This window comes from Pseudomonas sp. MBLB4123 (assembly GCF_051904775.1).
Classification (GTDB): Bacteria; Pseudomonadota; Gammaproteobacteria; order Pseudomonadales; family Pseudomonadaceae; genus Aquipseudomonas; species Aquipseudomonas benzenivorans_B.
In genome coordinates, this window is record NZ_CP196711.1 from 3717931 (window position 1) to 3730914 (window position 12984).

The following is a 12984-nucleotide window of genomic DNA, read 5'->3' on the forward strand; positions in this document are numbered from 1 at the left end:
GGCGGGGGGGCGCCCTTACTCGCCGCGCTGCCAGAGGGCGTAGTACACCTGGCCGGCCTGTTTCTCCCGGTGCAGGCGCCAGTTACCCGGCAGGCCGAGAGTCGAAGGCGGCGTCTCGCTCTCGCTGTAGACCCAGGCGCGCTCGGCGAGCCAGCCGCGATCCTCCAGCAGCGCGCAGATCGGCGCCAGCAGGTCCTGGTGGAAGGGCGGGTCGAGGAGCACCAGGTCGAAGGGCGTGGCCGGTTGCTGCTGCAGGTAGGCCAGGGCGTCGGCCTGCAGCAACTGGCCGTTTTCGCAGCCCAGGCTCTGCAGGTGGCCGCGCAGGGCGGCCACCGAGTCCGGGTTGAGGTCCAGGGCCAGGGCGCTGCTGGCGCCGCGCGACAGCGCCTCCAGGTACAGTGCGCCGCTGCCGGCGAAGGGGTCGAGGACCCGGGCGCCCTCGACATGGGGGGCGAGCCAGTTGAACAGGGTCTCGCGCACCCGGTCAGGCGTCGGCCTTAGGCTCGGGCCATCGGGGAAGGCGAAGCGGCGCGAGCGCCACTGGCCGCCGATGATGCGCAGCTGGCCCTGGCCGCCGTGGGCCTTGGTCGGTTTGGCGGGGGACTTGCGCATCAGTGCTCCGGGACGTCAGTGGGTTGTGCGGCGGGGGTGTCCGTCGGTGGCGGCAGTTCCTGCTGCGCCACATCGGGGCCGGCGCTGACGATCACCAGGGCCTCGGGGTCGAGGTGACGGCGCAGCGCCGCCTTGACCTGTTCGACGCTCAGGGCCTTGACCTCGGCCATGAAGGTCTCCAGGTGGTCCAGCGGCAGGTCGTAGAAACCGATGCTGCCGAGCTGGCCGGCGATCGCCGCATTGCTCGCGTTGGACAGCGGGAAGCTGCCGGCCAGTTCGCGCTTGGCGTCGTCCAGCTCCTTCTGGGTCGGCCCCTTGTCCAGGTAGTCGCGCAGCAGCTCCTTGACCAGTTGCAGGGTGCCGACACTGAGCTCGGCGCGGGTCTGCAGGCTGATCATGAAGGGGCCGCGGGCCTGCATGGCGCTGAAGCCGGAGTAGACGCCGTAGCTCAGGCCGCGCTTCTCGCGCACCTCCTCCATCAGGCGGGTGCCGAAGCCGCCGCCGCCGAAGATCTGGTTGCCCAGGTAGAGGGCGGCATAGTCCGGGTCGCGTCGGTCGATGCCGAGCTGGGCGAGCATCAGGTGGGTCTGTTTGGAGGGGAAGTCGATGTGGCTGGCGCCGGCCTCGGGAGCCTCCGGCTGGGCAATGTGCGGCAGCGCGGGGCCCCGCGGCAGGGCCGCCGAGACCTGGGCGGCCAGGGCCTCGGCCTCGCTGCGCGAGAGGTCGCCGACCAGGGCGATCACCGCGTTGCCGGCGGCATAGGCCTTGGCGTGGAAGGCTTGCAGCTGGGCACGATCGATCGCCGGGATGGATTCGGCGGTGCCGTCGCTGGGGTGGGCGTAGGGGTGCTCGCCGTATAGGCGCTGGAACAGCTCGAGGCTGGCCAGCTTGCCCGGGTCCTGCTTCTGGTACTCGAAACCGGCCATCAGCTGGTTCTTGATGCGCGTCAGGGCGTCCTCGGGGAAGGTCGGCTGGCCGAGTACCTCGGCGAACAGGCGCAGCGCCGGCTCGCGAATGTCGCCTGCGCTGAGGGCGCGCAGGCTGGCCACCGCCATGTCGCGATAGGAGCCGTTGCCGAACTGGGCGCCGAGGTTCTCGAAGCCGGCGGCGATGGCGCCGACGTCCTTGCCCGGCACGCCCTCGTTGAGCATGGCGTTGGTCAGCATGGCCAGGCCCGGCACGCCGTCGTCCTGGCTGCTGCCGGCGGCGAAGATCAGGCGCAGGTCGAACATCGGCAGTTCGCGGGCCTCGACGAACAGCACCTTGGCCCCTTCGGCGGTCTGCCAGGTCTGGATCTGCAGGTCGCGGCGGTTCGGCGCCTGGCCGTTCAGTTCGACGAGGGACTCCAGCCGGTCGCGCTCGAGCGCGGCGGGAGCGGACTCGACCGCGTCCTCGCGACCGACCAGCAACAGCAGAATCGCCAGCAGCACCAGGAGCGCCAGGGCCAGCAGGCCATAACGCAGCGTATTGCGTTCACTCATCACGCGCCTCCTCGGGCAGGACATAAGCGACGCTGAGGCGGTCGCGGGTGAAGAAGGTGCGCGCGGCTTCCTGGATGTCGGCCGGGGTGACGGCCTCCAGTTCGGCCAGTTCCTGGTCGATCAGCTTCCAGGACAGGCCGACGGTCTCCAGCTGGCCGATGGCGGTGGCCTGGCTGGTGATCGAGTCACGGTCGTAGACCAGCCCGGCGATGACCTGGGCGCGTACCCGGGCCAGTTCCTCGGCCGAGGGCGGATTCTGTTGCAGGTCCTGCAGCTCGCGCCACAGGCCGGCCTCGGCCTGCTCCAGGGTCTTGCCGGTCTGGGTGTTGGGGGTGGCGGACAGCACGAACAGGCTGTCGCCGCGGGCGTAGGCGTCGTACCAGGCGGAGGCGCCGGAGACCAGCTCCTCGCCGCGCTCCAGGCGGGTCGGCAGGCGCGCGCTGTAGCCGCCGTCGAGCAGGGTGGCGATCAGGCGCAGGGCATGCACCTGGCGCGGCTGCTCGGCGGTGGCCAGACCCGGCACGTTGAAGCCCATCAGCAGGTTCGGCAGCTGGGTCTTGAGGTGCAGGGTGAGGCGCCGCTCGCCGGGTGCCGCCAGCTCGCGGGGCGCCTTGGCGGTCGGCACGGCGCGGCGCGGGATGGGGCCGAAGTAGCGCTCGGCCAGGGCCTTGACCTCGCCGGCGCCGACGTCGCCGACCACCACCAGGGTGGCGTTGTTCGGTGCGTACCAGGCCTGGTACCAGGCGCGCAGCTCCTCGACGCTCATGCGTTCGAGATCGGCCATCCAGCCGATGGTCGGGGTGTGGTAGCCGCTGGCGGGGAAGGCCATGGCCTTGAAGCGCTCGTAGGCCAGGTTCGAGGGCTTGTCGTCGGTGCGCAGGCGCCGCTCTTCCTTGATCACCTCGATCTCGCGCTGGAACTCGTCGGCCGGCAGCTTGAGGCTGGCCAGGCGGTCGGCCTCCAGTTCCAGGGCCACGGCCAGGCGGTCGCGTGCCAGCACCTGGTAGTAGGCGGTGTAGTCGTCGCTGGTGAAGGCGTTCTCCTCGGCGCCCAGTTCGCGCAGGATGCGCGAGGCCTCGCCGGGGCCGAGCTTGCGGCTGCCCTTGAACATCATGTGCTCCAGGGCATGGGACAAGCCGGTCTGGCCGGGCGTCTCGTAGCTGGAGCCGACCTTGTACCAGAGCTGGGACACCACCACCGGCGCGCGGTGGTCTTCGCGGACGATGACCTTCAAGCCGTTGTCCAGGCTGAATTCGTGGGTCGGTTGCGGGGCGGCGGCCAGTGCCATCAGGGGCAGGCAGAGCACGCCGAGGGCGGCGCCGACGGCGCGGCGGGCAATCGTATTCATTAACTGTCGACCTGTCGGGCGGGCCCGCGTGGACTTAGCGTCGGCGGGCGCGGAGGTGCTAGGATACTCATCCGTTTTACTGGCGGCCATGCCTGTTGCGCCTGCTGAAAACCGTTGTGCAGCGTCCCGTGGCTTCGCCCGGCCCGCCTGCCGCTGTTTGCAGGCCCGCCTAGCGGCGCGCCGCTCCTTTGAGATAGCCGTCCTCCATGTTTGGTTCCAACGACGACAAGAAGACTCCCGCCGCACCTGCGGCCGAGCAACCGGCCGAGAATGGCGCGGAAAAACCAGCGGAAAAGAAGGGCCTGTTCGGCTGGCTGCGCAAGAAGCCGCAGACCCCGGCCGATAACGCTAGCGCGGCGCCCGGCGCGCCCGAGCCGTCCGCTCAGGTCGAGACGCCCGCCGCGCCGCCGGCGCCAGAGGCGACCCTCGCCCCCGTGGCCGAGCGTGCAACGCCCAGCGCTCCGGCGGTGCCCCAGCCGGCCAGTACGGCGCAGGAGCCGTCCGCGGCAGAGCGTTCCCCTGCCCCTGCGGAGCCCCCTGCCGAAAACTCGCCCGAGGCCACGCCGTCCAGCACCTCGCGCTTTCGCATCAATGCCGGCAGCGAGGTGCTGCACGCGCCGACGCCTATGGCCGAGCCCGAGCCGGTCGCACCGCCTCCTCCAGTGGTCGCGGCGCCGGTCGAGCAGGCCAAGCCGGGCGACAATCAGGGCGGCTGGTTCGCCCGCCTCAAGCAGGGCCTGTCGAAGACCAGCGCCAGCCTCGGCGAGGGCATGGCCAGCCTGTTCCTCGGCAAGAAGGCCATCGACGACGACCTGCTCGACGAGATCGAGACCCGCCTGCTGATGGCCGACGTCGGCGTCGAGGCCACCACCGCGATCATCCAGAGCCTGACCCAGAAGGTCGCGCGCAAGCAGCTGACCGACAGCGGCGCGCTGTACAAGGCGCTGCAGGAAGAGCTGACCGCGCTGCTCAAGCCGGTCGAGCAGCCGCTGCACATCGACCACGCCAAGCGGCCCTACGTGATCCTGGTGGTCGGGGTGAACGGCGTCGGCAAGACCACCACCATCGGCAAGCTGGCCAAGAAGCTGCAGCTGGACGGCAACAAGGTGATGCTGGCGGCCGGCGACACCTTCCGCGCCGCGGCGGTGGAGCAGCTGCAGGTGTGGGGCGAGCGCAACCAGATCGCGGTGATCGCCCAGCACACCGGCGCCGACTCCGCCTCGGTGATCTTCGATGCGGTGCAGGCCGCCAAGGCGCGCGGCATGGACGTGTTGATCGCCGATACCGCCGGGCGTCTGCACACCAAGGACAACCTGATGGAGGAGCTGCGCAAGGTGCGCCGGGTGATCGGCAAGCTGGACGACAGCGCGCCCCACGAGGTGTTGCTGGTGCTGGACGCCGGCACCGGGCAGAACGCCATCAACCAGGCCAAGCAGTTCAACCAGACCGTCAGCCTTAGCGGCCTGGCCCTGACCAAGCTGGACGGCACCGCCAAGGGCGGGGTGATCTTCGCCCTGGCCAAGCAGTTCGGCCTGCCGATCCGCTATATCGGCGTCGGCGAAGGCATCGACGACCTGCGCAGCTTCGAGGCCGAGGCCTTCGTCCAGGCGTTGTTCGCGGAGAAATAGGGATGATTCGATTCGAGCAGGTCGGCAAGCGTTACCCCAACGGTCACGTCGGGCTGCACGAGCTGAGTTTTCGCGTGCGTCGCGGCGAGTTCCTCTTCGTCACCGGCCACTCCGGCGCCGGCAAGAGCACCTTGCTGCGCCTGATCCTGGCGATGGAGCGGCCCACCAGCGGCAAGCTGCTGCTGGCGGGGCAGGACCTGGCGCAGATCACCAACGCGCAGATCCCCTTCCTGCGCCGGCAGATCGGCGTGGTGTTCCAGAACCACCAGCTGCTGTTCGACCGCAGCGTGTTCGACAACGTCGCCCTGCCGCTGCAGATTCTCGGCCTGGGCAAGAGCGAGATCGGCCAGCGGGTCGGTGCCGCCCTGGAGCGGGTGGCCCTGGCGGACAAGGCTGAGCTGTTTCCCGGCGACCTGTCCACCGGCCAGCAGCAGCGCGTCGGCATCGCCCGGGCCATCGTCCACCGGCCGGCCCTGCTGCTGGCGGACGAGCCCACCGGCAACCTCGACCCGCGCCTGGCCGCCGAGATCATGGGGGTGTTCGAGGACATCAACCGCCTCGGCACCAGCGTGCTGATCGCCAGCCACGACCTGGCGCTGATCGCGCGCATGCGCCACCGCATGCTGACCCTGCAACGCGGTCGCCTGATCGGCGACGGGGAGGCCGTATGAGCGCGACCCGCATGCCGCCACCGCAACCGGCCCAGCGCGTCGGCGCCGCGCCGAAGAAGGCCGAGCAGAAGACCCCGGACGACGGCCCGGATTTCCGCAGTCAGCTGCACGCCTGGCTGGAGAGCCACCGCGCCAGCCTGGTCGACAGCCTGCGCCGCCTCGGCAAGCAGCCGATCGGCAGCTTCTTCACCTGCTTGGTGATGGCCGTGGCCCTGAGCCTGCCCATGGGCCTGGCGCTGTTGCTGGACAACGTCGAGAGCCTCGGCGGCTCCTGGCAGCGCGCCGCGCAGATCTCCCTGTACCTGCAGCTGGACGCCAGCGATGCCCAGGGCCAGGCGCTGCGCGAAGAGGTCGCGGCGATGGACGAGGTGGCCGAGGCCGAGTGGATCAGCCGCGAGCAGGCCCTGGACGAGTTCCAGCAGCAGTCGGGCCTGGGCGAGGCGCTCAAGGAGCTGCCGGACAACCCGCTGCCGGGGGTGGTGCTGGTCACCCCCAGGGAAATCGACAAGGCCACCCTGGAAGCCCTGCGCCTGCGCCTGGCCGAGCTGCCCCGGGTGCAGCAGGCCCAGCTCGATCTGCTCTGGGTCGAGCGCCTGACGGCCATCCTCCACCTGGGCGACCGCTTCGTCTTCGGCCTGACCCTGCTGCTGGTGCTGGCCCTGCTGCTGGTGATCGGCAACACCATCCGCCTGCATATCGAGAACCGCCGCACCGAGATCGAGGTGATCAAGCTGGTCGGCGGCACCGACAGCTACGTGCGCCGGCCCTTCCTCTATATGGGCGCGCTCTACGGCTTCGGCGCCGGGCTGCTGGCCTGGCTGGTGCTGGCCTACGGCCTGGGCTGGCTGAACGATGCAGTGGTGCGCCTGGCCGGGCTGTACGGCAGCGACTTCGCCCTGGCCGGGGTGCCGGCGGCGGACGGCCTGTCGCTGTTGCTGGGGGCCGTGCTGCTGGGTTACATCGGCGCCTGGCTGGCCGTGGCCCGGCATTTGAGCGAGCTGGCGCCCCGGTAGTAACTGATTGATTTCTTTAATATTGACTATCTGTAACGGAACTTGTATACGCGTTCCTAGTCGTAATCGGCAGTGCTACACTGCACGCGTTTCGTGAGTCGGAGGGTTCGAATGTCAACGTCCTTGCAACCTGTCCATGCCCTAGTCCCAGGCGCCAACCTGGAGGCTTACGTGCACGCGGTCAACAGCATCCCGCTGCTGAGCCCGGAGCAGGAGCGCGAGTTGGCCGAGAGTCTCTACTACCAGCAGGATCTCGAGGCCGCGCGGCAGATGGTGCTGGCCCACCTGCGTTTCGTCGTGCACATCGCCCGCAGCTATTCCGGCTACGGCCTGGCCCAGGCCGACCTGATCCAGGAAGGCAACGTCGGCCTGATGAAGGCGGTCAAGCGCTTCAATCCGGAGATGGGCGTGCGCCTGGTGTCCTTCGCCGTGCACTGGATTCGCGCCGAGATCCACGAGTTCATCCTGCGCAACTGGCGCATCGTCAAGGTCGCCACCACCAAGGCCCAGCGCAAGCTGTTCTTCAACCTGCGCAGCCAGAAGAAGCGCCTGGCCTGGCTGAACAACGACGAAGTGCATGCCGTGGCCGACAGCCTGGGCGTCGAGCCGCACGAAGTGCGCGAGATGGAGAGCCGCCTGACCGGCCAGGACATGGCCTTCGACCCGGCCAACGATGCCGACGACGACAGCGCCTTCCAGTCGCCGGCCCAGTACCTGGAAGACCATCGCTACGATCCGGCGCGCCAGCTGGAGGACGCCGACTGGAGCGACAGCGCCACCGCCAACCTGCACGAAGCCCTGGAAGGGCTCGACGAGCGCAGTCGCGACATCCTCTACCAGCGCTGGCTGGCCGAGGAGAAGGCCACGCTGCACGACCTGGCCGCCAAGTACAACGTCTCCGCCGAGCGCATCCGCCAGCTGGAGAAGAACGCGATGAACAAGCTCAAGGGCTCGATCGCGGCGTAAACGCCTCATCCGAACAAGCCGCACCCGGGTGCGGCTTTTTTCTGCCTGGAGAAAACCATGAAGATACCGCCGCTGCGCCTGCAGCACGGGCTGCTGTTCGCCGCCGTCGCCCTGCTGTTCTTCGCCTGGGGCGCCTGGCTGGTGCGTGGGCCGCAGCCGGCCGAGCCGCTGCCCTGGTTGGCCGAGTGGCAGGCGGAGGTGCTGGTGCCCCTGGCCGAGGAGCGCCTGCATCTGGCGGAGCTGAGCGTCCTGGTGGGCGGCGAGCTGTGGTTGCAGCCGCGCCCGGACGGGGCGCGCCTGCTGTATCGCGGCGAATGGCGGGCCGACGGCGAGCCCTGGCGCCTGGAGGCCGAGCTGGCGCTGAGCGAAGTCGAGCGCGAGAGCCTGATGGCGGCGGCGGGTGACGTCGAACAGCCGCTCGCCGGCGCGCTGCTGGCGCAGCTGGGTCCGTACGAGGTCGTCGGCCTGACCCTCGCCCCGCAGGGCGCCGTGAGCGTCGCGCGGCTGACCGCCAGCCTCGGCCAGCCGCGTCTGCGCCTGCAGCTGGAAGTGGGGGAGGCCTGGGTCTATCCGCGGCTGGGCCTGACCGTCCACAGCGAGGACGAGCGCTTGCGTCTGTTGCAGGTCGTGCCGCGACGCGTGCTGAGCGTGCGCTGACACGGGCCGCGCGCTTATGGCCGGTGTGGCCGCAGGGCAACTGCCCTATAGCTGTTTGAGGTAGTGGCTGCCGCCCAGTTGCCACATCTGTTGGCGGATCCAGGCGGCGCGACGGGCGACTCGGCTGTTCGGCCGGCTGGCGCTCCACTGGCGCGGGTTCGGCAGCACCGCGGCCAGCAGGCTGGCCTGCTGGCGTGACAGGTAGGGCGCGCCCTTGCCGAAGTGCTGCCGGGCTGCGGCCTCGGCACCGAACACCCCCACACCCCACTCGGCGCTGTTGAGGTAGACCTCGAGAATGCGCTGCTTCGGCCAGAGCAGTTCGATCAGCGCGGTGAACCAGACCTCCACGCCCTTGCGCAGCCAGCTACGCCCGGACCAGAGGAACAGGTTCTTCGCCACCTGCTGACTCAGCGTGCTGGCGCCGCGCACCGAACCGCCCTGGCGGTTGTGGCTGATCGCCGCACGGATGGCGGCGACATCGAAGCCCCAGTGCTCGGCGAACTTCTGGTCCTCGGCGGCGATCACCGCGACCTTCAGGTCGTCGGGCAGCTCGCTCCAGGGACGCCAGCTGCGTTGCAGGTCGATCGGCTGGCCGGCGACCCAGGACTGCACCTTGCGCTCGACCATCAGCGCCGTGCCCGGCGGCGGCACCCAGCGAAACAGCAATACCAGCAGGGCCGTGGCGGCCATGAAGTAGAGCAGCAGCTTCAGCAGTTGGCGGCGGATGGAGCGGAACATGCGAGCTTGGCCGTTGGAGGAGGGCGGGCCATTATAGCGGCCACCCTCGAATTGTCTGGAGTGCCCATGGCTCGTTTATGGTTGTTGCTGGCCGCCCTCGCCGGATTCACCGGCGTCGCCCTCGGCGCCTTCGCCGCCCATGGCCTGAAGGGTCGGCTCGGTGCCGACTACCTGGCGGTGTTTCAGACCGGCAGCCACTATCAGCTGCTGCACGCCCTGGCGCTGTTCGGCGTCGCCCTGCTGGCGCTACGGACGCCGGGGCGTCTGGTCAATCTGACCGGCGGACTGTTCGCCCTGGGCATCCTGCTGTTTTCCGGCAGCCTGTACGGCCTGGCCCTCAGCGGAGTCGGCGCGCTCGGCCTCATCACCCCCTTCGGCGGCCTGGCCTTTCTCGGCGGCTGGCTGTGCCTGGGGCTGCTGGCCTGGCGAATAACCTGACTATGGCGTCAGGAAGCTGGACGAACGGCGCCCTTTAGCCTTGGTCATCGCCGGTGATCGGGCTAGAATGCCGTCCTCCTTTCTAGTCGTGACCGCCCCGTTATGCGCATTCAGTTGAACGGTGAAGCATTCGAGCTGCCCGATGGCCAGACCGTCGCCGAGTTGCTCGCTCGCCTGGACCTGGCCGGCCGGCGTGTCGCGGTCGAGCTGAATCTGGACATAGTGCCCCGCAGCCAGCACGCCGGCACCGCCCTGCGCGACGGTGACCGGGTCGAGGTGGTGCACGCCATCGGCGGCGGCTGAGGCCGCCTTGCGCAACGTCCCCCGTCTTAGCCCCGAGGATTTTTCGATGAGCCATGTTCGCAGCGACAAGCCCTTCACCCTGGCCGGCCGCACCTACCGGTCGCGTCTGCTGGTGGGCACCGGCAAGTACAAGGATCTCGACGAGACCCGTGCGGCCATCGAGGCCTCGGGGGCGGAGATCGTCACGGTCGCCGTGCGCCGCACCAATATCGGCCAGAACCCCGGCGAGCCGAACCTGCTCGATGTGATCAGCCCGGAGCGCTACACCATCCTGCCGAACACCGCCGGCTGCTACGACGCCGAGGACGCCGTGCGCACCTGCCGCCTGGCCCGCGAGCTGCTCGACGGCCACAAGCTGGTCAAGCTGGAAGTGCTGGCCGACCAGAAGACCCTGTTCCCCAACGTCATCGAAACCCTCAAGGCCGCCGAAGTGCTGGTCAAGGACGGTTTCGACGTGATGGTCTACACCAGCGACGACCCGATCATCGCCCGCCAGCTGGCGGAGATGGGCTGTATCGCGGTGATGCCGCTGGCCGGCCTGATCGGCACCGGCCTGGGCATCTGCAACCCCTACAACCTGCGCATCATCCTCGAAGAGGCGACGGTGCCGGTGCTGGTCGATGCCGGCGTCGGCACCGCCTCCGACGCCACCATCGCCATGGAGCTGGGCTGCGAGGCGGTGCTGATGAACAGCGCCATCGCCCATGCGCAGAACCCGGTGCTGATGGCCGAGGCCATGAAGTACGCCATCGAGGCCGGGCGCCTGGCCTACCTGGCCGGACGCATGCCGAAGAAGCTCTACGCCAGTGCCTCGTCGCCGCTGGACGGCCTGATCCGCTGAGTGCTGGCCGCCTCGAACCCCATCGATTTTACGAGTACCCGATGACCGAATCCCACGACCCCTCGGCTGCGGCCGAGGAACAGCGCCCGATGCGCACCATCAAGAGCTTCGTCATGCGTGCCGGACGCATGACCGAGGGCCAGCAGCGCGGCCTGGACCAGGGCTGGCCGCAGTTCGGCCTGGAGCTGGAGGCCGGTGGCCAGGACTTCGACCGGGTGTTCGGCCGCAGTGCGCCGCGTACCTTCGAGATCGGCTTCGGCATGGGCCACTCGTTGCTGGAGATGGCCGCTTGCGCCCCGGAGCAGGACTTCATCGGCGTCGAGGTGCACAAGCCGGGTGTCGGTGCCCTGCTCAACGGCCTGATGACCCAGCGGCTCGGCAACGTCCGGGTGTACAGCTGCGACGCCCTGGAGGTGCTGCGCCAGTGCGTGGCCGATGCCAGCCTCGACCGCCTGCTGCTGTTCTTCCCCGACCCCTGGCACAAGGCCCGCCACCACAAGCGGCGCATCGTCCAGCCGGCCTTCGCCGAGCTGGTACGGCAGAAGCTCAAGGTCGGTGGCGTGCTGCACATGGCCACCGACTGGCAACCCTATGCCGAGCACATGCTCGAGGTGTTGAGCGCGGCGCCGGGCTATCGCAACCTGGCTGCCGACGGCCAGTACGTGCCGCGGCCGCCGGAGCGGCCGATCACCAAGTTCGAGCGCCGCGGCGAGCGCCTCGGCCATGGCGTCTGGGACCTGAAGTTCCAGCGCAGCGAGTAAACAGGCTTCCGGCGCCGAGCCTATCGGCGCCAGCGCAGGACGATTGCATAAGACCGGGACAACCCGGCGCCAGGACGGCTCCTCACCGTCAGTATCCATAACGCCTACCCCGGCAGCGGGGTGGGCTCGATAGGCAGTGGCGCCCGCCGCCAGCTGCCGTGAGGAGAGTGTTGTCTTGAGAAAGCTTTCATTGCTGTTGCTGGCGGCCATGGCGCTGCCCGCGCAGGCCAAGATCGACGCCGTACAGGCGGCGCGCCTGGGGCAGGACCTGACCCCGCTCGGCGGCGAACGCGCCGGCAATGCCGCCGGCACCATCCCCAGTTGGCAGGGCGGCCTGGCCCAGCCGCCGGCCGGCTACCGGCCGGGCATGCACCACCCCGACCCCTACGCCCGCGACGCGCTCCTGTACCGGGTCGGGGCGGACAACCTGGAGCAGTATCGGCCCCTGCTGTCGGCCGGGCACCAGGCGCTGCTGGCGCGCCACCCCGACTATTTCCTGCGCGTCTACCCGACCCGGCGCAGTGCCGCGGCGCCGCAACGCATCTACGATGCCACCCGCTTCAATGCGCTGAACGCCGAGCTGATCTCCGGCGGCAACGGCGTGGCCGGGGTGGCCGCCGGCATTCCCTTCCCGCTGCCGCAGGGTGGCCAGCAGGCGATCTGGAACCACATCATGCGTTATCGTGGCGACCAGATCAGCATGGTCACCAACCAGGCGGCGGTGCTGGCCAACGGCGCCTACAACCTGCTCAAGCTGGAACGCGACGTCTACTTCCTCTACGGCCGCGAAGGCGTCAGTCCTCAGGATCTGGACAACACCCTGTTCTATTACAAGTACAAGGTGGTCGCGCCGGCCAAGCTGTCCGGCTCGGCGCTGGTGGTGCAGGAGACCCTCGACCAGGTCCTGGCGATTCGCAAGGCCTGGCGTTTCAACCGCGGCGAGCGCCGCGTGCGTCGCCTGCCGATGCTGGCCTACGACAGCCTGCAGCCGGATACCAACGGCATGGCCACCGCGGACATGGTCGACTCTTATAACGGCGCGCCGGACCGTTACCAGTGGGCGTTGCTCGGCAAGCGGGAAATGCTGGTGCCCTACAACAGCTATGCGGTGCACCAGCGCGGCATCCCCTACGACAGCATCCTGCAGCGCAACACGGTCAACCCCGCTCTGCTGCGCTACGAGCTGCACCGGGTCTGGGTGGTCGAGGCCGAGTTGCGCACGGGCTTCGGTCACCCCTATGGCAAGCGCCGTTTCTATCTGGACGAGGACAGCTGGCAGATTCTCGCGGTCGACTTGTACGACAAGCACGGCGAGTTGATCGGTCTGCAGGAAAGCCACCCGATCAGCTATTACGAGGTGCCGATGTTCGGCAGCACCCTGGAAACCCTCTACGACTTCAAGGGCGGGCGCTACTTCGTCGACGGCCTGGACAACAACGAGTCGATGTACGACTTCGCCGCCGACCTGGGGCCCCGTGACTTCACCCCGCAGGCGCTACGCCGCGCGGGCAACTGAGTCGATTGGCC

At 69.0% G+C, this 12984-nt stretch carries 14 protein-coding genes; 10 read left to right on the forward strand and 4 right to left on the reverse strand.

Annotation, left to right across the window (positions count from 1 at the left end; genetic code table 11):
- Positions 1-15: 15 nt before the first annotated feature.
- The 3 genes from rsmD to ACSX1C_RS17160 are packed head-to-tail and all read right to left on the reverse strand — an operon-like array spanning position 16 to position 3441.
- On the reverse strand, positions 16-612 hold the full coding sequence (gene rsmD / locus ACSX1C_RS17150) for a 16S rRNA (guanine(966)-N(2))-methyltransferase RsmD (RefSeq protein ID WP_439887151.1): 597 nt from the start codon (positions 610-612) through the stop codon (positions 16-18).
- Entirely contained in the window at positions 612-2093 is a 1482-nt protein-coding gene (locus ACSX1C_RS17155) for a M16 family metallopeptidase (protein WP_439887152.1), read from the reverse strand. Before ACSX1C_RS17155 ends, rsmD begins: the two co-directional genes overlap by 1 nt.
- Positions 2086-3441, reverse strand: coding sequence for a M16 family metallopeptidase (locus tag ACSX1C_RS17160; RefSeq protein WP_439887153.1), 1356 nt, complete (start codon positions 3439-3441; stop codon positions 2086-2088). Before ACSX1C_RS17160 ends, ACSX1C_RS17155 begins: the two co-directional genes overlap by 8 nt.
- Before the next feature lie 206 nt (positions 3442-3647).
- Between ACSX1C_RS17160 and ftsY the strand changes: the two genes are divergently transcribed.
- The 5 genes from ftsY (at position 3648) to ACSX1C_RS17185 (ending at position 8376) form a co-directional block, all read left to right on the forward strand.
- On the forward strand, positions 3648-5069 hold the full coding sequence (gene ftsY / locus ACSX1C_RS17165; RefSeq protein WP_439887154.1) for a signal recognition particle-docking protein FtsY: 1422 nt from the start codon (positions 3648-3650) through the stop codon (positions 5067-5069).
- 2 nt (positions 5070-5071) lie between these two features.
- A complete protein-coding gene (ftsE, locus tag ACSX1C_RS17170; RefSeq protein ID WP_439887155.1) occupies positions 5072-5740 on the forward strand; it encodes a cell division ATP-binding protein FtsE in 669 nt (222 codons plus the stop codon).
- Positions 5737-6753, forward strand: a complete 1017-nt coding sequence (gene ftsX, locus ACSX1C_RS17175) for a permease-like cell division protein FtsX (protein WP_439887156.1) — start codon at positions 5737-5739, stop codon at positions 6751-6753. Before ftsE ends, ftsX begins: the two co-directional genes overlap by 4 nt.
- A 111-nt stretch (positions 6754-6864) precedes the next feature.
- Positions 6865-7719: an RNA polymerase sigma factor RpoH gene (gene rpoH / locus ACSX1C_RS17180; protein ID WP_318644039.1), complete on the forward strand. Its 855-nt coding sequence runs from the start codon at positions 6865-6867 to the stop codon at positions 7717-7719.
- A gap of 57 nt (positions 7720-7776) precedes the next feature.
- Positions 7777-8376 carry a hypothetical protein gene (locus tag ACSX1C_RS17185; RefSeq protein ID WP_439887157.1) on the forward strand — a complete coding sequence of 200 codons (600 nt, stop codon included), beginning with the start codon at positions 7777-7779 and terminating at the stop codon, positions 8374-8376.
- 45 nt (positions 8377-8421) lie between these two features.
- Here ACSX1C_RS17185 and mtgA read toward each other — a convergent pair whose 3' ends face one another.
- Positions 8422-9114 (reverse strand): monofunctional biosynthetic peptidoglycan transglycosylase, encoded by a 693-nt coding sequence (gene mtgA, locus ACSX1C_RS17190; protein ID WP_439887158.1) that lies wholly within the window; start codon positions 9112-9114, stop codon positions 8422-8424.
- Positions 9115-9180: 66 nt separating this feature from the next.
- Between mtgA and ACSX1C_RS17195 the strand changes: the two genes are divergently transcribed.
- The 5 genes from ACSX1C_RS17195 to ACSX1C_RS17215 all read left to right on the forward strand — a co-directional run bounded on the left by ACSX1C_RS17195 (position 9181) and on the right by ACSX1C_RS17215 (position 12973).
- Positions 9181-9552, forward strand: a complete 372-nt coding sequence (locus ACSX1C_RS17195; protein WP_439887159.1) for a DUF423 domain-containing protein — start codon at positions 9181-9183, stop codon at positions 9550-9552.
- A gap of 102 nt (positions 9553-9654) precedes the next feature.
- Positions 9655-9855: a sulfur carrier protein ThiS gene (gene thiS / locus ACSX1C_RS17200; protein WP_439887160.1), complete on the forward strand. Its 201-nt coding sequence runs from the start codon at positions 9655-9657 to the stop codon at positions 9853-9855.
- 46 nt (positions 9856-9901) lie between these two features.
- Complete coding sequence (locus ACSX1C_RS17205) at positions 9902-10696, forward strand: thiazole synthase (RefSeq protein ID WP_318644034.1); 795 nt, start codon at positions 9902-9904, stop codon at positions 10694-10696.
- An 89-nt stretch (positions 10697-10785) separates the two neighbouring features.
- Entirely contained in the window at positions 10786-11457 is a 672-nt protein-coding gene (gene trmB / locus ACSX1C_RS17210; protein WP_439889439.1) for a tRNA (guanosine(46)-N7)-methyltransferase TrmB, read from the forward strand.
- Between the two features lie 208 nt (positions 11458-11665).
- A complete protein-coding gene (locus tag ACSX1C_RS17215; protein ID WP_439889440.1) occupies positions 11666-12973 on the forward strand; it encodes a DUF1329 domain-containing protein in 1308 nt (435 codons plus the stop codon).
- Positions 12974-12984 lie beyond the last annotated feature (11 nt).

Bases quoted from the DNA above. Each gene is read 5' to 3' on its own strand.
- rsmD (WP_439887151.1), bottom strand. From the start codon at position 612: ATGCGCAAGTCCCCCGCCAAACCGACCAAGGCCCACGGCGGCCAGGGC.
- ACSX1C_RS17155 (WP_439887152.1), bottom strand. From the start codon at position 2,093: ATGAGTGAACGCAATACGCTGCGTTATGGCCTGCTGGCCCTGGCGCTC.
- ACSX1C_RS17160 (WP_439887153.1), bottom strand. From the start codon at position 3,441: ATGAATACGATTGCCCGCCGCGCCGTCGGCGCCGCCCTCGGCGTGCTC.
- ftsY (WP_439887154.1), top strand. From the start codon at position 3,648: ATGTTTGGTTCCAACGACGACAAGAAGACTCCCGCCGCACCTGCGGCC.
- ftsE (WP_439887155.1), top strand. From the start codon at position 5,072: ATGATTCGATTCGAGCAGGTCGGCAAGCGTTACCCCAACGGTCACGTC.
- ftsX (WP_439887156.1), top strand. From the start codon at position 5,737: ATGAGCGCGACCCGCATGCCGCCACCGCAACCGGCCCAGCGCGTCGGC.
- rpoH (WP_318644039.1), top strand. From the start codon at position 6,865: ATGTCAACGTCCTTGCAACCTGTCCATGCCCTAGTCCCAGGCGCCAAC.
- ACSX1C_RS17185 (WP_439887157.1), top strand. From the start codon at position 7,777: ATGAAGATACCGCCGCTGCGCCTGCAGCACGGGCTGCTGTTCGCCGCC.
- mtgA (WP_439887158.1), bottom strand. From the start codon at position 9,114: ATGTTCCGCTCCATCCGCCGCCAACTGCTGAAGCTGCTGCTCTACTTC.
- ACSX1C_RS17195 (WP_439887159.1), top strand. From the start codon at position 9,181: ATGGCTCGTTTATGGTTGTTGCTGGCCGCCCTCGCCGGATTCACCGGC.
- thiS (WP_439887160.1), top strand. From the start codon at position 9,655: ATGCGCATTCAGTTGAACGGTGAAGCATTCGAGCTGCCCGATGGCCAG.
- ACSX1C_RS17205 (WP_318644034.1), top strand. From the start codon at position 9,902: ATGAGCCATGTTCGCAGCGACAAGCCCTTCACCCTGGCCGGCCGCACC.
- trmB (WP_439889439.1), top strand. From the start codon at position 10,786: ATGCGCACCATCAAGAGCTTCGTCATGCGTGCCGGACGCATGACCGAG.
- ACSX1C_RS17215 (WP_439889440.1), top strand. From the start codon at position 11,666: ATGGCGCTGCCCGCGCAGGCCAAGATCGACGCCGTACAGGCGGCGCGC.